This window comes from Nocardia sp. BMG111209, from assembly GCF_000381925.1.
Lineage (GTDB): Bacteria > Actinomycetota > Actinomycetes > Mycobacteriales > Mycobacteriaceae > Nocardia.
Genome location: NZ_KB907310.1, coordinates 143,458 through 166,658, shown reverse-complemented (window position 1 = coordinate 166,658; position 23,201 = coordinate 143,458). Strand labels below are relative to the sequence as shown.

At 69.6% G+C, this 23,201-nt stretch carries 24 protein-coding genes; 9 read left to right on the top strand and 15 right to left on the bottom strand.

All coding sequences use genetic code 11. The annotated features are described in order from the left end of the window. Window positions 1–51 precede the first annotated feature (51 nt). Window positions 52–3,537: a BTAD domain-containing putative transcriptional regulator gene (locus G361_RS0139105; protein ID WP_019932606.1), complete on the bottom strand. Its 3,486-nt coding sequence runs from the start codon at window positions 3,535–3,537 to the stop codon at window positions 52–54. A 247-nt stretch (window positions 3,538–3,784) separates the two neighbouring features. Here G361_RS0139105 and G361_RS0139100 point away from each other — a divergent pair, with 247 nt between their 5' ends. Next, window positions 3,785–4,654, top strand: coding sequence for a 1,4-dihydroxy-2-naphthoate polyprenyltransferase (locus tag G361_RS0139100; protein WP_026344058.1), 870 nt, complete (start codon window positions 3,785–3,787; stop codon window positions 4,652–4,654). 68 nt (window positions 4,655–4,722) lie between these two features. Here G361_RS0139100 and G361_RS0139095 read toward each other — a convergent pair whose 3' ends face one another. The 5 genes from G361_RS0139095 to G361_RS0139075 form a co-directional block, all read right to left on the bottom strand. Then, complete coding sequence (locus tag G361_RS0139095; protein ID WP_019932604.1) at window positions 4,723–5,112, bottom strand: phage holin family protein; 390 nt, start codon at window positions 5,110–5,112, stop codon at window positions 4,723–4,725. Between the two features lie 80 nt (window positions 5,113–5,192). Beyond that, window positions 5,193–5,777 (bottom strand): Clp protease N-terminal domain-containing protein, encoded by a 585-nt coding sequence (locus G361_RS0139090; RefSeq protein ID WP_019932603.1) that lies wholly within the window; start codon window positions 5,775–5,777, stop codon window positions 5,193–5,195. Next, window positions 5,777–5,998, bottom strand: a complete 222-nt coding sequence (locus G361_RS0139085) for a DNA-directed RNA polymerase sigma-70 factor (RefSeq protein ID WP_019932602.1) — start codon at window positions 5,996–5,998, stop codon at window positions 5,777–5,779. The genes G361_RS0139090 and G361_RS0139085 overlap by 1 nt, the downstream gene beginning before the upstream one ends. An 86-nt stretch (window positions 5,999–6,084) precedes the next feature. Next, the gene (locus tag G361_RS0139080) at window positions 6,085–7,170 is read right to left on the bottom strand and encodes a PLP-dependent cysteine synthase family protein (protein ID WP_019932601.1); all 1,086 of its coding nucleotides are present in this window, start codon (window positions 7,168–7,170) and stop codon (window positions 6,085–6,087) included. Next, a complete protein-coding gene (locus G361_RS0139075; protein WP_019932600.1) occupies window positions 7,167–7,505 on the bottom strand; it encodes a DUF4229 domain-containing protein in 339 nt (112 codons plus the stop codon). Before G361_RS0139075 ends, G361_RS0139080 begins: the two co-directional genes overlap by 4 nt. Before the next feature lie 233 nt (window positions 7,506–7,738). Here G361_RS0139075 and G361_RS0139070 point away from each other — a divergent pair, with 233 nt between their 5' ends. After that, complete coding sequence (locus G361_RS0139070) at window positions 7,739–7,978, top strand: BldC family transcriptional regulator (RefSeq protein WP_019932599.1); 240 nt, start codon at window positions 7,739–7,741, stop codon at window positions 7,976–7,978. A gap of 70 nt (window positions 7,979–8,048) precedes the next feature. Next, on the top strand, window positions 8,049–8,252 hold the full coding sequence (locus G361_RS0139065) for a hypothetical protein (RefSeq protein WP_019932598.1): 204 nt from the start codon (window positions 8,049–8,051) through the stop codon (window positions 8,250–8,252). 71 nt (window positions 8,253–8,323) lie between these two features. On the opposite strand, the gene G361_RS0139060 is transcribed toward G361_RS0139065, so the two are convergent. Beyond that, window positions 8,324–9,205 (bottom strand): LysR family transcriptional regulator, encoded by an 882-nt coding sequence (locus tag G361_RS0139060; protein WP_019932597.1) that lies wholly within the window; start codon window positions 9,203–9,205, stop codon window positions 8,324–8,326. A gap of 60 nt (window positions 9,206–9,265) precedes the next feature. On the opposite strand from G361_RS0139060, the gene G361_RS0139055 reads away from it, so the two are divergent. Both G361_RS0139055 and G361_RS46245 read left to right on the top strand, forming a co-directional pair. Then, complete coding sequence (locus G361_RS0139055; protein ID WP_019932596.1) at window positions 9,266–9,949, top strand: SDR family oxidoreductase; 684 nt, start codon at window positions 9,266–9,268, stop codon at window positions 9,947–9,949. 51 nt (window positions 9,950–10,000) lie between these two features. Continuing rightward, on the top strand, window positions 10,001–10,618 hold the full coding sequence (locus tag G361_RS46245; protein WP_019932595.1) for an SDR family oxidoreductase: 618 nt from the start codon (window positions 10,001–10,003) through the stop codon (window positions 10,616–10,618). A 333-nt stretch (window positions 10,619–10,951) separates the two neighbouring features. Here G361_RS46245 and dapA read toward each other — a convergent pair whose 3' ends face one another. Beyond that, window positions 10,952–11,902: a 4-hydroxy-tetrahydrodipicolinate synthase gene (gene dapA, locus G361_RS46240; RefSeq protein ID WP_019932594.1), complete on the bottom strand. Its 951-nt coding sequence runs from the start codon at window positions 11,900–11,902 to the stop codon at window positions 10,952–10,954. Between the two features lie 70 nt (window positions 11,903–11,972). On the opposite strand from dapA, the gene G361_RS0139040 reads away from it, so the two are divergent. Both G361_RS0139040 and G361_RS0139035 read left to right on the top strand, forming a co-directional pair. Beyond that, on the top strand, window positions 11,973–12,860 hold the full coding sequence (locus G361_RS0139040) for a LysR substrate-binding domain-containing protein (protein WP_019932593.1): 888 nt from the start codon (window positions 11,973–11,975) through the stop codon (window positions 12,858–12,860). A gap of 43 nt (window positions 12,861–12,903) precedes the next feature. Beyond that, window positions 12,904–13,182, top strand: a complete 279-nt coding sequence (locus G361_RS0139035; protein ID WP_155982054.1) for a hypothetical protein — start codon at window positions 12,904–12,906, stop codon at window positions 13,180–13,182. Between the two features lie 45 nt (window positions 13,183–13,227). Here G361_RS0139035 and G361_RS0139030 read toward each other — a convergent pair whose 3' ends face one another. Continuing rightward, window positions 13,228–13,851 (bottom strand): hypothetical protein, encoded by a 624-nt coding sequence (locus G361_RS0139030; RefSeq protein WP_019932591.1) that lies wholly within the window; start codon window positions 13,849–13,851, stop codon window positions 13,228–13,230. A gap of 394 nt (window positions 13,852–14,245) precedes the next feature. Between G361_RS0139030 and G361_RS0139020 the strand changes: the two genes are divergently transcribed. Further along, window positions 14,246–14,890 carry a hypothetical protein gene (locus tag G361_RS0139020; RefSeq protein WP_019932589.1) on the top strand — a complete coding sequence of 215 codons (645 nt, stop codon included), beginning with the start codon at window positions 14,246–14,248 and terminating at the stop codon, window positions 14,888–14,890. A gap of 215 nt (window positions 14,891–15,105) precedes the next feature. Further along, window positions 15,106–16,755 carry a thiamine pyrophosphate-binding protein gene (locus tag G361_RS0139015; protein ID WP_019932588.1) on the top strand — a complete coding sequence of 550 codons (1,650 nt, stop codon included), beginning with the start codon at window positions 15,106–15,108 and terminating at the stop codon, window positions 16,753–16,755. An 11-nt stretch (window positions 16,756–16,766) separates the two neighbouring features. Here G361_RS0139015 and G361_RS0139010 read toward each other — a convergent pair whose 3' ends face one another. Genes G361_RS0139010 through G361_RS47590 form a run of 6 tightly spaced genes read right to left on the bottom strand, consistent with a single transcriptional unit; the run spans window position 16,767 to window position 23,127 of the window. Then, window positions 16,767–17,837, bottom strand: a complete 1,071-nt coding sequence (locus G361_RS0139010; protein ID WP_019932587.1) for a histidinol-phosphate transaminase — start codon at window positions 17,835–17,837, stop codon at window positions 16,767–16,769. After that, window positions 17,798–18,844, bottom strand: coding sequence for a 3-oxoacyl-ACP synthase III family protein (locus G361_RS0139005; protein WP_019932586.1), 1,047 nt, complete (start codon window positions 18,842–18,844; stop codon window positions 17,798–17,800). The genes G361_RS0139010 and G361_RS0139005 overlap by 40 nt, the downstream gene beginning before the upstream one ends. A gap of 30 nt (window positions 18,845–18,874) precedes the next feature. Continuing rightward, window positions 18,875–19,453, bottom strand: coding sequence for an ATP/GTP-binding protein (locus G361_RS0139000; RefSeq protein ID WP_019932585.1), 579 nt, complete (start codon window positions 19,451–19,453; stop codon window positions 18,875–18,877). A 4-nt stretch (window positions 19,454–19,457) separates the two neighbouring features. Next, entirely contained in the window at window positions 19,458–19,850 is a 393-nt protein-coding gene (locus G361_RS0138995) for a DUF742 domain-containing protein (RefSeq protein ID WP_019932584.1), read from the bottom strand. 9 nt (window positions 19,851–19,859) lie between these two features. Then, a complete protein-coding gene (locus G361_RS0138990) occupies window positions 19,860–20,264 on the bottom strand; it encodes a roadblock/LC7 domain-containing protein (RefSeq protein WP_019932583.1) in 405 nt (134 codons plus the stop codon). Continuing rightward, window positions 20,257–23,127 (bottom strand): nitrate- and nitrite sensing domain-containing protein, encoded by a 2,871-nt coding sequence (locus tag G361_RS47590; RefSeq protein ID WP_196814754.1) that lies wholly within the window; start codon window positions 23,125–23,127, stop codon window positions 20,257–20,259. Before G361_RS47590 ends, G361_RS0138990 begins: the two co-directional genes overlap by 8 nt. Window positions 23,128–23,201 lie beyond the last annotated feature (74 nt).

The following is a 23,201-nucleotide window of genomic DNA, read 5'->3' as shown; positions in this document are numbered from 1 at the left end:
GACCCGATGCCCGCCGGATCCGAAATCCCGGATCCGGCGGGCATTTTCGCGTCAGAGACCGGGCAGTGCCGACAGTTCCCGGACCAGGTCGAGGATCCGGTCGGCGGCGGAGCGGCGGCCCAGCCGGGCGGCGCGGCGACGGGGTTCGGCCATCGCCGCGTCGGAGGTGGCGTCCCCGTGCCGGGCCAGATGCCGGTCGAAGCGCATCGAGGGACTGTCCTGCCGGCCCGCCACCCGCGGCGCCAGCGCCAGCAGTTCCCGGCCGCGGTCCGAATATCGGTCCACCGCAAGCAGATACGAGCCGAGCGCACAGGCCACCGAGCCGATCTGGGGCAGATCCGGATACTGCGCGAACCGGCCGAGCGTCTCGGTGATCAGCTGCCGCGCCAGCTCGGGCACCGCGTCCACCCGGTCGTACAGGATGTGCGCGTCGAGGACGGCGGCGGCCATCATCGCGTCGCCGGGACCGGTCGGCGTCACCGGTGTGGGCCAGCCGAACAGGTCCAGGACCTGGCGGAAGCGTTGCAGACCGGCCTCGACGTCACCCTCGGCGAGCGCGAGTTCGGCGCGCGCCCCCTGTACCGTGGCGCGGCGATGATTCGGGCGCAGGACCGGCGCGTCGGGATCCATACCGTCGTCGACGTAGCCGGAGGCGATCTCCAGCTCGCGGCGGGCCCGGTCGAGGTCGCCCGCGCCGATCAGCGCGATCGCGAGGAAGCTGGAGATCTCGACGGCCTCGTCGTGGGCCCGCAGCCGGTGCAGATTCTCCATGGCCCGGCGGTAGTGATCGGCCGCCGCGGCATCCCGGCCGGCCTGCGCGGCCAGCTGGCCGAGATGCTGGGTCAGCATGGCCGCGGTCCAGATGTTGCCGGGCGGGGTGGCCGCGATGGCCAGTTCGGTATCGCGCATGGAAAGCGCGATGGCGCCGGCATTTTCGAAGATGTTCGCCCGCAGGTGCAGGGCGGCGGCGCGCACCTCGGCATCGGGGTGCCGGGTCGCGGTGATCAGCAGCCGCCCCACCCGCCCGACCGTGGGCCGGCACGACATCAGTTCGCCCATCAACCGGGTCAGCTCGTCCATCTCGACGCCGGATCGCAGCAGCACCCGCATCCGGATGCGCAACCGGGCGAGCTGCCGCGGCGACAACTCCTGAACCATCAGGTGCATCGCCATCATCACGTAGGCCAGGACCTGCAGATCGGCGGCGATCCGGTCCCGCGGCACCGGTGGGGTCAGGTCGAAAATCCTTCGGCCCCAGGTCATCACCTCGACGTGGTGACCGCGCATCATCCACAGCGCGCTGAGTACCGGAAACACCCGATACACGGATTCGGCGTCCTCGTGCTCCGCCGCGTAGCGCAGCACCGAGGTCAGGTTGTCGAGTTCGGCGCCGACCGACAGCACCACCGCGACCTGATCGTCGACCGGATACCGGCGCAGCACGTCGACCGCGAAATCGCAGGCCCACTGCGACATCCGGCGCATCGCGACATCCGACTCCCCGGCTCGGACCAGTTGCTCCTCGCCGAATTCCCTGACGGTTTCCAGCATTCGGTAGCGGGTGCCGTCGTCCTCGTCGTCGAGCACCGTCAGCAGCGACTGGCTCACCAGCCCGTCCACCGCGGAGATCGGATCGTCTAGTTCGGCGGCGAGCACGGATTCCGCTGCGGCGAGGGTGAATCCGCCGGGGAAGCGGGACAGCCGGCGCAGCGCGATCCGCTGCGGTTCGTCGAGCAGATTCCAGCTCCAGTCGATCACCGCGTGCAGCGTGCGGTGCCGTTCCGGGGAATTGCGATCGCCGCTGCGCAGCAACGCGAATCGGTGATCGAGGCGGGATTCGATCTCGGCCACGCTCATGGTGCGGGTGCGGGCCGCGGCCAGTTCGATGGCCAGCGGCAGGCCGTCGAGGGTGCGGCACAACCGCGCCACCACCTCCGGGTCCAGCCGCGCCGAGGGCCGGACCGCGCGGGCCCGGGTGGCGAACAGTTCGGTCGCGGGGGAACCGTGCGCGTCGACGGCCAGCGGCGGCAGCGGATACACCGTCTCCGCGGTGATCTCGAGCGGCGCGCGACTGGTGGTGAGCACGGTCAGCCGGTCGCAGACCCCGACCAGATCGGCGACCACCGCGGCGGCGGCCCCGATCAGATGTTCGCAGTTGTCCAGGATGAGCAGCATCGGGCGGGTCGCGACCGCGTCGAACAACCGCCGGCGCGCGTCGATGCGCTGGCCGGGCCGTAGCGGCGCCTTCTCGGGGACGTATTCGGACACCCCGAGGGTCGCGCTGATCGCGGCCTCCACCTCGCTGCGGGCCGCCTCCGCGTCGTCGCCGTCGGTGCGCACCGAGGCCAGCTCGACCAGCACCACCGGGAAGCCGCGGGCCGCCCGCAGGCCGACCTCGTTGGCGACCCGGGTCTTGCCGGTGCCGCCGGGGCCGAGAATCGTGGTGACCCGCGAGCTGTCCAGATGCTCCTGCAGGGCGACCAGGTCCGCTTCGCGGCCGAGCAGCGGATTGGGCGCCGAGCGCAGGCCGATTCCGGGCGCGACCGCCGGTTCGAGCCGTTCCGGCTCGGGCGCCGCGGGCCGGGTGACGCCGCGGGTGGCCATCGGCTCGCCCCGGAGGATGGCGGTGTGCAGGGCCACCAGCGCCTGCCCGGGATCGGCGCCGAGCCCGTCGGCCAGCCGGACCCGCAGTGCGGCGAACACCTCGAGCGCCTCGTTGGCGCGGCCCGCGGCGGCCAGCAACCGCATCAGGGTGCCGTGCGCCGGTTCGTCCAGCGGCCGGTCGGCCGCGATCCGCCGGGCGATCGCCGCGGCGGTGCCGAGATCGCCGCATGCCTCCCGGGAGGCGAGTTCCAGTTCGTCGAGGGCGTGCCAGCGGGTCGCGGCCAGTTCGGCCAGTTCCGCGGCGACCGCGCCGGGCGGCAGGTCCGCACCGGGTTCGCCGCGCCACAGCGAACGCGCGCGGGCGACCAGTGCGAGGCATCCGGAATCGTCACCGGCAGCGTGCAATTCGCGCGCCCGGCGTTCCAGGCGGCGGGCCAGCGTGAGATCCACCTGCTCCTCGGTCAGCACCAGCCGGTAGCCCGCCGGGCCGATCTCGAGCACGCCGTCCGGCAGCACCGACCGCAGCCGGGAGACCTGGGTGTGCAGAGCGTTCATCGGGGCTCGCGGTGGCTGATCGCCCCACACGTCGTCGATGAGCGCCTGGGCGCTGCGGCTGCGGCCGGGGTGCGCGGCCAGCGCCGCGACCAGCAGCCGGGCCCTGGTCCCGGAGAGCGCGGCCAGCTCGTGGTCGCGGCGCACCGCGATCTCGCCCAGCACCGCGATGCGCACCGGGGAATCGTGCCGGTCGCCGCGCGCCGCCGCCGATGCCCCGATCGGCTGCTTTTCCGTGCCGAGCGCCGGCGATGCCGTGCCCGCGGACCCACCCGCCGCCGCGAGTTCCTCCCTCGCCGGGCGCAGGTGCGTTTCCTCCCCGTCCGCGCGTGCCCGGGCCGGGGCATCGGCGCTGGGGGTGCCACGGTGATCTGCAGACATCCTGAAGCCATCGTAAGTGAGCGGACGGGGTGTCATCGGGTGCGTCCTCTCGTGGAACCGGCCCACCACGGGGTGGCCCGCACGGCGGACCGACGTCGCGACACCAGCTGCCATCGCCCCGACAGTGTTGTGCCGTCAATTCTGACACTACTTGATGTCATCGCGACACCTATTTACCGTCAGTGGGAGTGGCCCCGCGCGGCCGCGTGCGACTCCCGCGCGCCGGGTGAGCGTTAGGCTGACGCCTATGGCTAGTGCAGCTCAATGGCTCGAAGGCGCCCGTCCGCGCACCCTTCCCAATGCGATCGCTCCGGTGCTGGTCGGCACCGGCGCGGCCGCATCGATCGACGGTGCGGTCTGGTGGAAGGCACTGCTGGCGCTGGTGGTATCGCTGGCGCTGATCGTCGGGGTCAACTACGCCAACGACTATTCCGACGGCATCCGCGGCACCGACGACGAGCGGGTCGGACCGCTGCGACTGGTCGGATCCAAGGTGGCGAGCCCGGCGGCGGTGCGCGCCGCGGCGGTCGCGAGCCTGACGGTCGCCGCGGTGGTCGGTCTCGTGCTGGCGCTGACCACGGCGTGGTGGCTGCTGCTGGTCGGCGCGGCCTGCCTGGCCGGCGCCTGGTTCTACACCGGCGGCCGGAAACCGTACGGCTACAGCGGTTTCGGCGAGATCGCGGTATTCGTGTTCTTCGGGCTGGTGGCGGTGCTGGGCACCGAATTCGTGCAGGCGCGGCGGATCGACTGGGCCGGGATCGTCGGCGCGGTGGCCGTCGGGGCGTTCTCCAGTGCGGTACTGGTCACCAACAACCTGCGCGACATCCCCACCGATACGGTCACCGGGAAGACCACCCTGGCCGTGAAACTCGGTGACACCCGCACCCGGACACTGCATCTGGCGCTGATGCTGGTGCCGTTCCTGGCCTCGCTCGGCCTGGTGGCGCGCACGCCGTGGGCACTGGCCGGACTCCTGGCGATCCCGCTGGCGGTGCGCGCGAACAATCCGGTCCGCGGCGGAGCCGGCGGGCCGGGGCTGATCCCCTCCCTGCGCGACACCGGGCTGGCGATGCTGCTGTGGTCGATCCTCACCGCGCTGGCCCTCTGGCTCGGCTGAACACACCGGGCGCGGCACGCCGGAGGCCCGGCACCCGCTGGGTGCCGGGCCTCCGCGGTATCGTGCGATCAGCTCCGCTCCCGGTCTGGGACGAAGGCGCCCAGAATCCAGTTCACGAGGCTGATGATGACGCTGCCGAAGACCGCCGCCCAGAACCCGTGCACCCGCAGGCCGTAGTCGGTGGTCTCGGTGATCTTCGCGGTCAGCCAGAGCATGAGCGCGTTGATCACCAGCAGGAACAGTCCCAGGGTGAGCACCACCAGGGGCAGCGACAGCAGCTTGATCGCCGGCCGGACCAGCGCGTTCACCAGTGTGAACACCACCGCCACGGCGATGACGACCAGGATCTTGCCGGTGGTGCCGTTCTTCTCCGGGCTGATGAGTTCGATGTTGTGCACCCAGTGGGCGGCGAGCCAGATCGCGACAGCGGTGATGATCAAGCGGATCACGTGAACCATGGCGCCATGCTACGGCGGAATGCGACCGCGGAACGGGTGCGAATTTCACATTCCGCGGCGCATACGGGACGACCATGACATCAAACCGTCCGGTCCAGCAAATCTTCTACAGCTTGTCGTAATTGGCGGCTTTCAGCCGTTCCTCCGAGTAGCTCTATTGTTGCTGGATTGGCTGCTCGGAGTACGCCGAGCAGGAGATGTCCGGCTTCGATACGGTTGCTGTGGCGTAGTAACGTTTCCCGGATCGACAACTCCAGGGCCTTTTTCGCATCCTTGGCGACCGGCGTGCGAAATCCCGGCCGACCGGCCAGGCGCGCCCAGCGGCCCTCCGGCTCCCGGCCGGCGGGGACCCGATCGAGGGCGTCCTCGCCGAAGGTGGCCGTCAGACTCTCCCGCACCACGTCGAGATCGATCCCGATGGAACGCAGTGCGGCCGCGTCCTCCTCGCCCAGCGGATTACCCGAACTCCGGCGGTACAGGACCTTCCTGATCTCCTCGGCCTCGAGACCGCGTTCGGTCAGCAGTTCCCGCAGGTCGTCGTCGGCATGCCGCACGACGCCGAGCAGCAGATGCTCGACATCCAGCGACGGCGACCGCAGGTCCCGCGCCTCCTCGGCGGCCGTCATGACCGATGCCCGGGTCGTCTCCGCGAATCGTTCGAACATCAGCGGATCCCGCCTCTCCGGTTGTACTTCTGATGGACCGCTTGCCGGCTGACCTCGAGTGCGTCGGCGATCGCCTGCCAGGACCAGCCCTGCTGCCGGGCATTGCCCACCTGGATCGCCTCCAGTCGCTCGAGCAACCGCCGTAGTGCCAGCACCGCACGCAGCCCGACCTGGGGGTCCGGGCTGCCGGCTGCGGTCGCCAGCGTGGTTGCTTCGCTCATGAACGTCAATTTACGTTGACACTCGGCCGACGTCAACAAAAATTGACACGGACGACCGCGGAAGATCCGGGACGACCGGCCGGCACTCAGCCCAGCCAGGTCCCGGTACGGGTGAATTCGGTGAGCACGGCCGTCGGCGCGGTCAGCTCCAGCCCCTGCGCGGCGGTCCAGGCGTCGTCGAAATACGTTCCGGCGTAACGATCCCCGCCGTCGCAGAGCAGGGTGACGACGCTGCCGGTCCGGGATCGCGCGAGCATCTCGGCGATCAGAGCGAACGCGCCCCAGAGATTGGTGCCGGTGGAACCGCCCACCCGCCGGCCCAGCACCGCGCCGGCGTGCCGGGCCGCGGCGATCGAGGCGGCATCGGGTACCTCGATCATCCGATCCACCACCTGACCGATGAACGACGGCTCCACCCGCGGGCGGCCGATGCCCTCGATCCGCGACGGCATCCCGGTCTCGTAGCCGGGATCACCGGTCTCGTAGCCGCCGTAGAAGGCGGAATGCTCCGGATCCACCACCGCCAGGCGGGTGGCGTGCCGGCGATACCGGATGTAGCGGCCGATGGTGGCGCTGGTGCCGCCGGTGCCCGCGCCGACGACGATCCAGTCCGGGACCGGGTGATCCTCCAGCGACAACTGCTCGAAGATGGATTCGGCGATGTTGTTGTTGCCGCGCCAATCGGTGGCGCGCTCGGCGTGGGTGAACTGGTCCATGTAGTGGCCGCCGCATTCGGCCGCCAGCCGCGCCGCCTCGGTGTACATCTCGGGCGGGCGCCGCACGAAGTGGCACCGGCCGCCCTGCGCCTCGATGAGCGCGATCTTCGCCGCGGAGGTCCGCTCCGGCACCACCGCCACGAAGTCCAGGCCCAGCAACTTCGCGAAGTACGCCTCGCTGATCGCGGTCGAGCCGGACGAGGCCTCCACGACGGTGGTCCCCTCGGTCACCCAGCCGTTGCAGATCGCGTACAGGAACAGCGATCTCGCCAGCCGATGCTTGAGACTCCCGGTGGGGTGGGTGGATTCGTCCTTCAGGTACAGCTGCACACCCCACTGCGGCGGCAGCGGATACCGCAGCAGATGGGTGTCGGCGCTGCGCTGACCGTCGGCCTCGATCAGGCGTACCGCGTTGTCGACCCAGTCGCGGGGAGTACTGCGATCGCAGTACTTCACCCGTGCTCCTCGCCGCGCAGGCGTGCGCGCAGCTGGGCCTTGTCGGTGCGGCGCTTCTCGTCGACCGCCGTGATGCTCTCGTTGACGTTGGTCCGCAGGCGCTTGAAGGCCACCATCGAGACCGGCAGCGCGACGAGGACCGCGAACAGCAGGGCCACGATCAGCGGGACGTCCACCTTCAGCAAACGACCGACACCCTCGATGAGGGCGGCTATCGCGGCCACCAGCAGCAACCGGGCCACCGTGTACAGCGCCAGGTTGCGCGCCAGCCGCCGGCCCGCCGACGCCGTGGCCCGGTCGGCAGCGGCGTCCTCGGGTCGGGATGCATCACTCACGTGACCAGCCTAGGCGACGGCCCGCGCCGGGACCGCCCGGCCCGGTGCCCCGCGACGGCCTGTTCGCTGGAATTTAGCTGGGCCGGAGAACGTTGCACAGTAATAGCCGTACGTATATCCGATTTGTCTATTACTCCCCCTTTACCAACGTTAGATCGTTCGAACACCTGGGGGTATCGGTGCAACGATGTCGCTATCTGATGAGGGACTGTCGATTACGGAAAGGTTTGCGAATGACTGCGATCACCGCGGCGAGCCGCACTTTGGGTTCCGTCTCCGTCTCCGGCCAGGAGGCCCTCTTGACCCCGGGCCAGGTGGCGGCGCTGTTCCATGTCGATCCGAAGACCGTCACCCGTTGGGCACACGCCGGAAGGCTGGGCTCGCTGCGCACGCCGGGCGGCCACCGCCGTTTCCGGGAGTCCGAGGTAATGCAGCTGTTGAAGTCGCTGACCACCGAAGCGACCAGGTCATAGCCCTTATTTCGATGTTGGCGGTGCCACGGGTACGCACACGCATTACCCTCGATGCAAGGAGGTGAGTGACGTGACGTACCTGTTGGCACTCATCGCGGTCGTAGCAGTCGCGGTGCTGTGCTGGAAAGCATTCGGACCGGAACGCGCGCGCCGCATCAATGCCGGCCGGGCCCCTTCGCGGCGCAACCGGATCATCGGCCCGGACGACGACCCCGATTTTCTCTGGCGCATCTCGCGCCCCCGCCGCGACGGCGACTCGGACCCCGATCATTGACCGCGATCGTCGGCCGCTGACCGGTCGCGGTGATCCCGCAACACAACTCGCTTCGGCAGCCCTCCCGAGCGCTACGGCGGCGTGACGGCGTCGACGAAATCCCGGACCGCGGGCCGATGATCAGCGCGATTCCAGATGACGGCCAGCTCGGCCGGTGACAAGCCGTCCACCGGGACCGCCCGGATGCCGGGACGGTGGTAGATGGCGGCGTTACCCTCCGCGAGCAGGACGATCCCGCTACCGTCCTCGATCGCGGCGAATGTCTCGTCGGCATTGGCGACCACCGCGCCGATCCGCACCGGCGCACCCGCCCGATCCGGCTCGCCGAGCCAGTACTCGCGCAGCGGACCGGAATCCTCGGGCAGGGCCAGCAACGGCTCCCCGAGCAATTCGGCGAAATCCACCCGATCGCGTCCGGCCAGCCGATGGTCGTCGCGGAAGGCGACCCAGCGCGGCTCCGTGGCCACGACCCGCACGCCGTAGCGGCGCCGGTCCGGGATCGGCAACCACACCAGGGACACATCGGTGTCGCCACCGGCGAGCCCGGCGCTGGGGTCGTCCCAGTCGATCTGCCGGATCGCCAGCCGCCAGCCGGGCCGGCGCTCGGCGAACAGGTCCCGGGCACGCTGGAACAAGCCGCGGCCGACACTGGTCGAGACGCCGACGGTCAGCACCGAGGCGGCCGCGGCCGCCGCATCGCTGACCACGCGTTGCGCTTCTGCCCAGTCGCGCAACAGATTTCGCGCCGCGGGGAGTAATGCCGCACCGGCGGCGGTCAGCCGGACGCCGCGGCCGTCCCGCTCGAACAGCGGCACCCGCAGATCGGTCTCCAGCCGCCGGATCTGTTTGCTCAGCGCGGGCTGCGACACGTACAGTCGCTCCGCCGCCCGGGTGAAGCTGAGCTCGTCGGCGACCGTCGCGAAGTACCGCAGATCGCGCAGATGCGCATCCATAACTCCTGGTTATCACGAAAGATCTTGGACGGCATCCGGTCCGGCGGCGAGGATCGAGGCATGAACGAGAGCATCGCGTTGGTCACCGGCGGCAATCGCGGGATCGGCCTGGAGGTGTGTGCGCAGCTGGTGCGGCACGGGCACACCGTGCTGCTGACCGCCCGCTCGACCGAGGCCGCCACGGCCGCCGCCGAGCAGGTGGGTGCGGTGCCCCTGCGACTCGATGTCACGGATCCGGACGGGATCGCCGCGGCCGCCGCGACCGTGGCCGACACCCACGGCCGGCTGGACGTACTGATCAACAACGCCGCGATCGATTACGACACCTGGCAGCGGGCCGCGACCGCGGATCTCGCGGTGGTGCGGGAGGCCGCCGAGACGAATCTCTACGGCCCGTGGCGGATGGTGCAGGCATTCCTGCCGCTGCTGCGGCGCAGCGCGCATCCACGGATCGTCAACGTGTCCAGCGAGGCGGCCTCGCTGACCGAGATGGGTGGCGGCACCCCCGCCTACACCGCGTCCAAGGTCGGCCTGAACGCGCTGACCCGGATGCTCGCCGGGGAACTGCGCGGCGATCGGATCCTGGTGAACTCGGTATGCCCCGGCTGGGTCGCCACGGAGATGGGTGGACCCGGCGGGCGGCCGGTCGCCGAGGGTGCGGCGGGGGTGGTGTGGGCGGCCACGCTGCCCGATTCGGGGCCCACCGGTGGCTTCTTCCGCGACGGCCGTCCCCTGCCCTGGTGAATGCCCGGCCACGATCGATAATGTGCGCTGTTCCGAGGTGAAGGAGTTCTCGTGTCCATCCTGGTTGTCGGTGGGACCGGTCGCACCGGTCGGCGGGCGGTGGAGTTGCTGACCGCGGACGGCCACGACGTGCTGGTCGGCAGCCGCCGTCCCCGCGGGCCCCGCACGGTGACGGTCGATCTGGCCCGCGACCTCGCCCCGGATCTGCTGCGCGACATCGATGGCGTGATCGCCTCGGTCGAGCCGCCCACCGATTCGGCCGGGGCCGTCGCGGTCATGCATCACGGCATCGCCCGGCTCGCCGAACTTGCTGCGGCACAGCGGGTTCCGGTGGTGCTCGTCTCCCAGATCTACATCACCCGCGCCGCCGAACATCCCGATCTGGCGGACATCATCGAGGCGCGGGCCGCCGGTGAACAGGCGCTGCGGGACAGCGGTACGCCCTATGCCGTCGTGCGGCCGGGCTGGCTCACCGACTCCCCCGGTACCGGCGCCCGGCTGGAACAGGGCGATCGCGGCGACGGCCGGGTGAGCCGCGACACGGTCGCGCGAGCGAGTGTCGAGGCGCTGCTGCGGCCCGAGGCGCACGGCACCACCTTCGAGCTGTACGACGGTCCGGCGATGCCGGACTGGGCGGCGGCGTTCACGGCGCTGAAGGCCGACCGGTAACCGTTGTCGCACAGCGGGTTCCGGTGCACGGCTCGAGGTTCGAGCACGCGCCTCCACTCGACCGGCAACCGTCGCATCCGGACGGCGGGCCGTTCGCGCGGGGCCGGGCGGCGAGCTGTTCGCACGGGGCCGCGCGGCGAGCTGGTCGCACCGGGCCGCGCGGCGAGCTGTTCGCACGGGGCCGTTCGCACGGGCCGAGCGGCGAGCCGTTCGCACGGGGCCGGACGGCGAGCTGTTCGCACCGGGCCGGATGGGCCCGTCTGCACGGGTCCGGATGGGCCGGACGGCGAGCTGTCTGCCGGTCCGGATCGGGCAGGTGCGCGGACGGCACACCTATTGGATCGGAACGGTCTGCCGCGCTGTGGAACCGCTGGGCTCCGCACTCGGCACGCTCCGAACCGGAACGGCCGGGCCGAGCTGCGTGAGAGCGGAAAGTGCTGCGGCGGTGGCGGTTTCGGTGGCCGGTAGCAGCGGCAACCGGACCGCGGGGGTCGCGATCCGGCCCTGCGCGGCCAGTACTGCCTTGAGCACCACGGGATTCGGTTCGGCGAACAGCGCCTGTGCCAGCGGGACCAGCCGGTTGCCGAGGACGCGGCCCCGCTCGAGTTCACCGGCGCGCCAGGCGGCGACGAGTTCGGCGTACTCGGCCGGGGCGACGTTGGCGCAGGCCAGGATCGCGCCGGCGGCGCCCAGGGCCAGCAGCGGCGCGGTGTACAGATCGTCGCCGGCCAGGATGTCGGTGCCGGTGGCCCGGCTCAGGAAGGCGATCACGGTCTCGTCGATGCCGCCGGCGGCCAGTTTGAATCCGGCGACGTTCGGCAATTCGGCTATCCGGCACAGGGTTTCGGCGCTCAGTGCGCGGCCGGTGCGATACGGGATGTGGTACACCACCAGCGGGACGGGGCTCGCGGCGGCCAGCTGCCGGAAGTGCGCGACCACCCCCTCCTCCGACGGCCGCAGGTAGTACGGCACCACGCTGAGCACCGCGGCCGCGCGCGGATCCACGGCGGCCAGATCGCGGGCCGAATCGGCGGTGCCGTTCGACCCCGCGCCGACGATCAGCGGCACCCCGCGCTCCCGGCAGATATCGGCGCAGACGTCGAGTACCCGTTGCCGTTCCGCGGCGGTCAGCGTCACGGGTTCGCCGGTGGTGCCGAGCGCGACCAGGCCGGCCGCCCCGGCGTCGAGCGCCTCGTGTGCCAGCCGGGCCAGCGCCGCGCTGTCGACCTCGTCCGCGGCCGTGAACGGCGTGATCAGCGGAACATACAAACCCGTGAAACTCATGGACCCAGCCTGCGACCCCGGAATCGGTAGGTCAATTACGGCTTTCTGCATTCGAGCATAAGATGTTCTGATGCTCGATGTGCGGCGGTTACGCCTGCTCCGCGAACTGGCCCACCGCGGCACCATCGCCGCGGTGGCCGAGGCCCTCACCTACACCCCGTCCGCGGTCTCCCAGCAGCTCACCGCGCTGGAACGGGAGGCCGGCGTGCCGCTGCTGGAACGCACCGGCCGCAGCGTCGCCCTCACCCCCGCGGCGCTGCGCCTGGTGGAACACACCGAGACGGTGCTCGCGGTGCTGGAACAGGCCGAGGCCGAATTGTCCAGCGGCCGTGGCGAACTCGCGGGGACGCTGCGCATCGGCGCCTTCGCCACCGCGGCGCACACCATCGTCGCGCCCGCGCTGGTGGCGCTGAGCCGGGACCATCCGCGGCTGGAACTGCTGGTCACGGAGGTGGATCCGGCCGACACCCCCGCCGCGCTGCGCGCCGAGACCCTGGATCTCGCCCTGGTCCAGGAGTACGACTACGTCCCGCGCGGTCCCGAGACCGGTCTGGACTCGGATCCGCTGCTCGAGGAGGTGGTCTACCTGGCCGCCCCGACGGCCACCGAGGTCGCCGCGCATCGCGACTCGCCCTGGATCGCGGGGACGCCCGGCACCCTCTGCCACCTCGTCACGATCCGCGCCTGCGAGGCCGCCGGCTTCACCCCCCGCATCCGCCATCACACCGACGACTTCGGCACCGTCCTGGCGCTGGTGGCCGCCGGACAGGGCGTCGCCTTCGTCCCCGAACTGGGCGCCACCACGGTCCCCGCCCCGGTGACCCTCACCCCGCTGCCGATCCGCCGCCGCACCCGCCTCGCCTACCGCTCCGGCACCGGCTCCCACCCCGCCGTCGCCGCCGCCCGCGCCGCCCTGCACGCGGTGACCGCACCGGCGGCCCGGCAAACGATCAGCTGACGAGGCGCATACTGAAGAGATCCGTACGTAACCGGAGGTGATCATGCGCAAGCAGCAGAACTTGTCGCAGGATGCGCGCCGCAAGCAGGAGACCGAGGCAGCCGCAGCCCGACGTCAGCACCGTCACGACCATGAATCCGATCGAGCCGAATCCCGCAGGATCTCCGGGACCGAGCCACCGCCCCCGTTCCTGGAGCCGATGCAGGGCAAGATCGACCGCGAACGCGAGGCAACCCCCGCCGCCGACCGGCGACTGTCCCACGACGAGGCCGCCGAGGCCGCCCGGCTGGCCAACACCGAACTCGACCGGCATCCGCTCTGAATCCGGCCGGCCGCCCGGAACGGCTCCGGGCGGCGGCCGCCGGGCTCAGATCAGCTCCGGAACCCGCAGGTGCGCCAGCGCCAACTCGAATTCACCGATATCCAGGACCTCGACCCCGGTCTCCATGGTGTTGTCGTCGCGCATGGCGTCGGACACCTGACGGGTGCGTTCCATCGCAAGGGAGCTGTCGAACGTCTCCGTCGACACCCCGCGGCCCGCGGCCCGGTCGACCAGCAGACTCGCGCTGCAGAACCCCTCCAGTTGCTGGATCGCCGGAATCGCCCGGTGGCTGTAGTTGGCGACGGTGGCGTCCATCCGCGCCGGATCGACCCGGCCCCACGCCACCCGCACCCAGGCCCCCGGCCGGGAACGGTGGTCCCGGTGCATCACCGCGATCTCCCACTCCTCGATCCGCGCGCGGCCCCGGAACACCTCGTAGGAGGCCCGGTCGCGGATCACGCCGACCTCCCCCTCGCTCTCGCGCATGGCCCGCTCGGATTCCCACGCGGTGGTCGCGATGCACCGCCCCGACTGGCGGTCCACCAGCAGTGACAGCCCGATACACCCGGGAATTTCGGTCACCACGGGCAGTACCTCGTCCCGCACATAGGCGATACCGGCGTCGATCGCCGACAGTTGCGCCTCGATGGTCGTAGCACGTGCGAACACGTCACACCCCTTGTGGCTCGGGGCAGCGCCCGGCCGCGCCGCCGGTACCTTCAGCGTCCTCCCTCGTCCGCGCGCGGACAATACCGCGTTGCCGGGTGGTGACAACGGCCCATCCACGACCCCCGCACCGACGAATGGCACATCGAGCACGAAAGGAGGTGACCCCATGACTCGGCTCCTCGGCCCCGGCCCCAACGGCCAGTCGAACAACGAGAACTGGAACGAATTCCCGACCGGCGACGGCGGCGACAGCGACGGCAGGAACTGAGCGATTCGTGCACGCCGGTGACGCGGCGCCCGGTGCGGGTCCGGCCGGGCGCCGGCGTAGGTATGCCGTAACGGCGAGAATCATTGGGGTTCCGCACTTCTCGGCGTCCGCGTAGGCTGGGATTTCATGCGGATCGATGAAAAACAGCTCGCCGACATTCCCGGTTTGGTGCGAGGAGAACAGGTCGATGTCGGCGAGGTGATGGTGCGCGCGGCGGAGCTCACCAAACCCGCCTATTCGTACGACGATGTGTACGGCGAGTACTGCACCGTGCAGGGTTACGTCGATTGCCCGCCGCAGGCCGCGTTCGAGTACCTCTCGAATATCCACAGTCTCTCCGAATGGACTTACAGCACTCGGGATTTCGAGCCGACCGAGCTGCCCGGCGTCTATCGGGGGCTCGACACGCTCGGCATCGATACCAAGATCTTCATGAAGGTCGTCGCCAACGCCGAGGCGCTGACCGTCGACTACCACTGCGCCTGGGACCAGGGCAACGATCTCTGGATGGTCTACCTGATGCGCGTGGTCCCGGCCGAGCTGGTCCTCAAGCGGCCCGGCTCGGTGATCACGTGGACCAACTGCCGGCATCCCTACTACAACGAGAACCCTTATCCCGAAACGGCTCCGGCCAACCGCCCGCAGTGGGTGGGCGACATGTGGGGCATATTCGGCGCGGGTCACACCATGGAGTTGAACAACCTCAAGGCCATTCTCGAACACCGGCACCACAACGACCTGCCGGTCGGCCCGCATCTGCTCCGGGACTGATCGCGCTTCGGGTTCCGGCAGGGCGAGACGGACCGGGAGGCCCCTACCGGAAACCCGGGTAAATCACTGCGGCGGTGACGATTTCGATCGGCACCGCCGTATTTCTTTGCGGTATACCGGAACTTCACCGGCCGCTCGCGAAAACATCGGGCGCGTTTCGACTTTCGATGCCTCCGGTACTTGAATCGTCGACCCGGAGATGGTCGGATACGGGTATGGAAGACTGGCGGGTGGCCGAGTACCTGGTGCAGGCCTGTGCCGAAGCGGGGGTCCGGCACTTCTTCGGGGTGGACGGCGCGAATATCGAGGACGTCTACGATGCGGCGGCCCGGCCGGTCGCCGACGGCGGAGCCGGGGTGCTGGGTGTGGTGGCCAAACACGAATTCGCCGCCGCGACGATGGCCGACGGGTACGCTCGCGCCACCGGCGGCCTCGGCGTGGTGGTCGCGACCTCCGGCGGCGGCGCGATGAATCTCGTTGCCGGACTGGCGGAATCGTTCACCTCGCAGGTACCGGTGCTGGCCCTGGTGGGGCAGCCGCCACGCAGCCAGGAGGGACTCGGCGCGTTCCAGGACACCAGCGGCCGGGCCGGCAGTATCGATGCGGCGCGGCTGTTCGGCACGGTGTCGCGGTACTGCGCGCGGGTGCGGCGCGCGGAGGATCTGCCGGAACAGTTCACCGCCGCGGTCGAGGCCGCGCGCGGCGGCGGGCCGGCGGTGCTGTTGCTGCCGAAGGATGTGCAGCGCACGCCGCTCGCGGCGCGGCCGACGCGCTCGGTTCCGGCGCCGCCCGCGGTGGATTCGCCCGGGATCGCCGCGGTGGCCGCGGCGCTGGTCGCGGCGCGGTCGACCGGCAAGATCCTGGTGATCGCCGGTGATCAGGTGGCCCGCGACGATGCCCGTGGCGCATTGCGCGATCTGGTGGTGGCGCTGGACGCCGTGGTCGGGGTGACACCCGACGCGAAGGACGTCCACGGCCCGCGCGATCCCGGATTCGCCGGGGTCGCGGGCACGATGGGGCATCCGGAACTGGTGCGGGCGGCCGGCTCGGCGGCGCTGTGCCTACTGGTCGGCACGCGACTGCCGGCGACCGCGCAGATACCGCTCGGCGATATTCCGCTGGCCGGTATCGGCGCGCTGCCGCCGTATCGGCCCGCCGTGCACGCCACCGCCGCGGATCTGGCCGCCGCGCTGCCGCTGCTCACCGCCGCCGTACGGGAAAGTGCCGGTGGCACAGTCGCTTCCGCTGAGCATCCCATCGACCCGGGCCGGTTGCGGACGCCCGGCACGACCGGTCCGGGACTGCGCTACCGCGAGGTCATGGCGGCGATCTCGGAGTTTCTGCCCACGGGCAGTGCGGTTTTCGCGGACGCGGGCAATACCGGCGCCGCGGCGGTGCACCATCTCGAACTGCCCGCGGACGGCCGGTTCGGCCTCGCGCTGGGCATGGGCGGGATGGGCTACAGTTTCGGCGCCGCGATCGGCTCGGTGTTCGCGACCCGGCGGCCGACCTACGTCATCGCGGGTGACGGCTCGTTCTTCATGCACGGCATGGAGTTACACACCGCGATCGAGCACGCCCTGCCGATCACGTTCGTCGTCCTGAACAACAACTCGCATGCCATGTGCGTGGTGCGGGAGCGGCTGTACTGCCGGAATGTCGACGGCCGCAACCGATTCCAGCAGTCCAGGCTCGCCGAGGGGATGGCCGCGATGTTTCCGGGGCTGCCGTGTCACGCGGTGCGCGATATCGCGGAACTCCCTGCCGCACTGGCGGATTCCGGTTCCGGTCCCCGATTCGTGGCCGTCGACTGCGATCCCGACGAGGTCCCGCCGTTCGTACCGTTCCTCACCGACGGTGCGTGACCACGGCGGGCTCAGCCCCCGACGCCCGCCAGGCTGGTGATCACCGCGTCGTTGGCGGCGGTGTCTCCCACGGTGATCCGCATACCCGTCGGATAGCTCTTGACCCGGATCTCCGCGCGATCGAATGCGTCCGTGACCCGGCGGGCGTGCCCGATATCGCGCAACGGGAGAAAGACGTGATTCGCCGAACTGTCGGGCACGTCGTATCCGAATCGCCGGAGCGCGGCCGAGAGCCGATCACGTTCGCCGGTGATGGCACGGATTCGCTCGTTCAATTCCGCCTCCGCCGCATAACAGGCGTGCACGGCGATCTCGGCGAGATTGTTGATTCCGTAGGGCACCTGCCAGTGTGCGATTCGCGCGGCGAGTTGTGGTGCGGCGACGGCATATCCCACCCGCAGGCCCGCCAGCCCGAAGGCCTTCGAGAAGGTGCGCACCACGACCACATTCGGATAGGTCGCCAGCAGGGCCGCGGTATCGATGCGCTGATCCGACGGCGCGAATTCGATATAGGCCTCGTCGAGTATCACCACGATCCGGGTATCGATCAGATCGAGGAATTCCGTCAGCTCGTGTTGATGGAGGCGGGTGCCGGTCGGATTGTGCGGATTGCACACCACGACGACGCCGGTCCGGTCGTCGACCGAGGCCGCCATCGCCGCCAGATCCTGCGATCCGCCGGGCAGCAACGGCACGATCACCGGCCGCCCGCCGACCGTCTCGGTCAGCAGCGGATAGCCGTCGAAGGTCGGCCCCGCCAGCACCACCCCGGTCGCACCGGAGCCCTCCCCCGCGTACCCCATCGACGTGACGAACGCCTGCAGGATGTGCAGGATCACGCCGGTGGCGCCGGCGCCGACCACGATCTGCTCGGGCGGGAAACCGATTCGGCTCGCGATGAGCTGCGGCAGCCGGTGCGGCAGGAATTCCGGATAGCGATTCGCCGAGGCGAGCGCCTCGGTCAGTGCCCGGTGCACGGAAGGCAGTGGGCCGTAAGGGTTCTCGTTGAGTTCGAGCCGAAAACGGACAGAATCGTGCGCGATCAGCATGAGCCGTCGCGCGGCGATAGTCTGCCGTTCCATCGCACCGCCGCCGCGGCGGCGAAATCTCCGGCATGCGCGAAACCCGCGAACAGGACCAGGGATCCGTCCGGCACCTGCCCGGAGGTGACCGCATGGTCGAAGGTCAGCGGCATGGCGACGCCGAACAGATTGCCGCATTCCTCGAAGGTGTCCGGATGGCGCTCCGCGGGCACCCCCAGCGAATCCCGCCAGTTCTCCAGGAATTTCCGGTTCGGCTGATTGGTGACCAGCAGATCCACGTCGCCGGGGGGCACCTCGAGCCGGCCGCAGACCGCGCGCGCCACCTCGGGAACGATCTCGTTGCCGCGGTTCAGCACCTTGGCGATACCCGCCTCGGTGAATCCGATGTGCATCTGTCCCGGGCCGGACTGCCAATGCCGGCGCGGCGGATCGGAGACCAGCGTCATCTCCCCCGCGTACTGCGGCAGATGCCGGGCCTCGATATCCAGGATCGGGGAATGATCGGACCTGGTCAGCCAGGCGACGCCCGCGCCGTCGCCGGGAACGGCCGCCTGGGCCAGCGGCCGCACCTGATCCTGGTCGAACAACTGCCCCGCGGTATTCGCGATGTTCACGATCAGGGCCGATTTCGCCGGGGTGCTCTGCATGATCTCGCGGGCCAGTTTCACCGCGTAGACGAAACTGGCGCAACCACCGTTGTGCAGGTCGATCAGCCATTCCGGCACGATGCCGAGCCGGGCGGCGACCTCGCCGCCGTTACCGACGAACCAGGTCTCCGGCAGCTGGGTGTGCACGATCAGGATGTCGACCTCGTCCAGCAGTTCCGCGCCGTGCCGGGCCAGCATCGGCGCGATGGCCTGCTCGGCCATATCGGCCGGGGACTCGCCCACCGCGACGTGGTGCCGGAATCGGGGCGGATTGAACATGACGGCGTTGCCGCTGTCGCCGGTCTCGTGGAAACGGGTGAAGTATTCGGCCGGAACTGGTTCTCCGGGACGGTAACTGGACACATCTGCCAGGCTGACGGTGACGCTCACGTCGATCATCCATCCAATCGGATCGGTCGCGGTGGTGCTTCAGACCTTCGATTCGTCGGGGGCGCCCTCGAGCCGATCGAGCAGATGCTCGGTGAGGCCGAGGAGCAGTCGTTTGCTGGAATCACGGCTGCGGGCATCGCAATACCGCAGGGGTACCGCTTCGTCGAGATCGAGCGCGGCGCGCAGATCGGCGATGCGATAGCGGTGCGCGCCGTCGAAGTAGTTGACCCCCACCACGAACGGCAGGTTCCGCTGTTCGAAGAAATCGATCGCGGCGAACGACTGGTCGAGCCGCCGCACATCGACGAGGACGACCGCGCCGAGGGCTCCGGTCGCGAGTTCGTCCCAGAAGAACCAGAACCGTTCCTGTCCGGGCGTGCCGAACAAATAGAGGATCAGATTCGGGTTCACCGTGATGCGACCGAAATCCAGTGCGACCGTGGTGGTCCCCTTCGACTCCACACCGGACAGATCGTCGACGCCCTCGCTCTTGTCGCTGATCAGTTCCTCGGTGGACATCGGCGCGATCTCGCTGACCGAACCGACCATGGTCGTCTTGCCCACGCCGAATCCCCCTGCGATGAGGATTTTCGCCGACGTGATCTTCGGCGGTGCCATGGTGTCAGAGTCTGAGAAGGCCATCACGTATCGCCCTTATCAAATCGGCGGTCTCGCGGTTGTTGTTTTCGGCGGCATGCCTCGCCTGGTCCGAGCTGATGGTCAGATAACCGTCCGCGATGAGATCACCGACCAGAATTCTGCTCACCCGCAGGGGCAATCCGAGTCTGGCAGATATCTCCGCGATCGCCCGTGGCTTTCGCGTGATCGAGAAGATTCGCTGATACTCGTGTTCCATTTGGCGCAGGCGGGTGTCCTCGGTGCCCTCCACCGCGACCACGATCGTGATCATGCTCAGTTCGGGTGCGGAATCGTGGGTGCGCCCGCGAGTGAACCCGTACAGCCGGACCAGCGGACCGGCTGCGTCGTCGTACCAGGAGTCCCGTTCGCGAACCATGGCGCCCGATCATCTGGTCACGTTGCTGTGGCGTGGTTTGGAGGAAAGCCACGTCCCCATGCGCTGGACCGTCAGATTCATCTCATGTGCCACCAGACCCCAATCCGCGGTTGCCTCACCCAGGACGGCGATGGAAGCGTTCGCGCCCGCGGAGGTCACGAACAGCATCGCCTCGTCCAGCTCGACCATGACCTGTTGCAGATTGCCCGCCGAGAACAGGCGTCCCGCACTGGTTCCCAGGCTCTGCAACGCGGATGCCATCGCGCTGAAGCGTTCGGCGTCCTCGCGCTCGATCTGGGCGCAGTGGCCCAGCATCAGCCCGTCGTTGGACAGCATGATGACGTAGCGCACACCGTTCAGGCGTTCCGCCAGATCATCGAGAATCCAATTGAACTTGCCGTATTCCTCAGTCATTCCACTGTCCTTCGCCTTCGGTCGCCACCTCGAGCCGAGACCCGGCGGGTACACCCGCGCGACCGAGCTTCGTTCCGGCCTGTAGCGAGGTCCACAGGTCGGTGGGCCGTCCCTGTCCCGTCGGCCGGTCCCGCTGCCTGCCGACACTGGGATGGACATCGGGGGCCGGCGGCCGCGGGATCACCTGGGTCTGCCGTCTGCGCTGGGGCAGCGGCGGACCGTCGTACGCCTGCGCCTCCGCGCCGGCGCCGATCGGTTCCTCACCCCAGGACTCGGGCGGCGCCTGATCGGCGTAGGACGCCATCGCGCCGACCGGTTCGGGCTCCGGAACCAGCGGGACGGGAGCCGGCTCGGCGGGCTCCTCCGCCGCGGGCAGTCCGGGCTGCTGCCCGCCCAGCCGATGCGACCAGCGCCGCAGCTCACCGAGGTTGTCCTCGGCGCCCTCACCGAGTTCGCTCGGCGGCAGCGACTCGTCGTCGACCGCCTCGTCGGAGACCAGGTTGTAGGGGATCCGCACGACGCTGCGGATGCCGCCGAAATCGGATTCGGTCAGCCGCACCGCGACCTCGTGCCGCTTCGCCAGCTGCGCGACCACGAACAGGCCCAGTCGCGGATCGGTGGACAGCGCCTCGATGTTGAAGTCCGGCGGGTTGGTCAGCGCCTCGTTGAACCGCGCCATCTCACCCCTGGTCAGGCCGACGCCCAGATCGGAGATCGCGACGATCACCGCCGAGCCGCCCAGATCACCGGAGATCTCGACGCGGGTTCGCGGCGGCGAGAAGGTCGCGGCGTTATCGATCAGTTCGGCCAGCAGGTGGATGAGGTCGGCCACGGCCGAGCCGATGATGCGCACCTCGGGCAACCGCACGATGTGGACCCGGGGGTAGTGCTCTGTCTCGGTGACCGCGCTGCGCACCAACTCGTGCAGCGGCACCGGATTGCGCCACTGCCGGCCGGGCTGTTCGCCGCCCAGGATCACCAGGTTCTCGGCGTTGCGCCGCTCGCGGGTGGCGAGGTTGTCGAATTCGAACAGCATCTTCAGGGTGTCCGGATCGTCGTGCCGATGCTCCGCGCGCTCCAGCTGACCCAGCAGCTGGTGCATGGTGACCTGGCTGCGGTGCGCGATGTTGACGAAGACCGCGCGGACACCCTGCCGGGTGTGCGCCTCGTTGATCGCGGCGGCGACGGCGGCCGTCTGCGCGCGATTGAAGGCATCGGCGACCTGGCCGATCTCGTCGCGGCCGAAATCGAGTTTGGGCAGTTCCTTGTCCAGGTCGACGGATTCGGAACGGCCGAGCTGATCCATGATCCGCGGCAACCGGGTCTCGCTGACCTGCAGCGTTTCCGCCCGCAGCCGGCGCAGACGGCCGATCAGGCGCTGCGACAGGTACGCCGCAGCGACGAAGGCGACCAGCGACAGCGCCAGGGCGGCCGCACCGCCCTCGACGGACTGCCGGGACAGCGTGCTGCCCTGTTTGTCGGCGACCTCACCGGCGTAGCGCAGATGCGAGTTCCACATACCGCGCAGCGTGGAGCCGACCTGATCGGCGGCGTCCTGCCATTCGGCGGCGGGAGGCATCGGCGGGGTGTCGCCGGTTTCGGTGGTGGTGGTATCGCCCGTGGCGCTGTTCGAGGACGTCCCGCTGGACGAGTTGCCGGTTCCGGTCTGCCCGGTGCCGGACGAGGCGCCCGGACCGCTCTGCGACAGGGCTCCGGGGGGCGATGTCCGCGGGGAGGAGGTCTTCGGCGAGGAGGGGCCGGGGGCGGCGGACACGCCGGGCTGCGACGTGCCCGGCGAGGTGACGCCCGGCTGCGACGTGCCCGGACCGGCGGCATTCGGACCGGCGGCGCCCGACGGGGCGGCGCCGGGACCCGACGCGGAACCACCCGGACGCGCGGTGCCGGATCCACCGGGACCGGCGGTGCCGGACGAGGATCCACCGGGACCGGACGAGGTACCACCCGCGCCGGACGAGGTTCCACCCGGGCCGGCGGCGCCCGAGGACGAACCGCCCGGACCGGACGAGGAGGAGCTCCCCGGTCCCCCGGCTCCCGAGGAAGGACCGCCCGACTCGGTGGACGGCGCGGACGCGTCGAGTTCGGCCGACCGGCGGATGAGGCCGGATTCGATGGCGCCCATCTGCATCCACGCCGGGCTCGACACCAGCGCCTGATAAGTCGCCATCTCGCCCGGCGTCAATTCGCCGATGCGATTATCGAGTTCGTATCGATAAAAACCGACCAGTTTGCTGTATTCCTCTTGCTGCGACGGTGTGAAACCGCCGTGGAAAGCACCGGCCGCGGCGAGCGAACTGCTCCGGGACATCGCCTCGGCGGTTTCGAACAAACCGATCTCGGTGTCCTGTTCGTTCGCCGCCTCGGGCACCTTGGCCGTGCGCGCGGCCAGTCGGCCCGCGACGATGACCGTTTGGATGACCTTGTTGTAGTAGCCGTAGACCTCATCGATCTGGGCCGCGCCCAGATCGACTCGCTGCCGGATCAACGGCAACTGGCCGAACGTGGCCTGCATTTGCACGACGGCATCGCCGACGGACCCGTGGAAAAGTTTGATCAGATCGTTACCGGCGGCCATCATCGTCGGAATGGACGCATTGAGCCGCGCCCGTTCCGCCGGTAGATCACCGGCCACGGATTGATCGCCCGCGAGTATGAGCATGCTGGTGCGGCGCTCGTTCTGCACCGCTTCCACGAAGTCCATTGCCGGCCCGGCCGTATGGTTGATCGCGGTCGACCAGGTCTGAATGGAGTTGGCCTGCTGTAAGAAGTATCCGGCCGTGCCACCACCGACAATCAGCAGCGACGAGCTGGGTATGAGGGCAATCGCCAGAACGCGAAATCGCACGCTCGGCGTGATCCTGAACACGCGCTTGATGTTGGACATCCTGATCACATCAAATCATTCCCATCCCGAAAGGG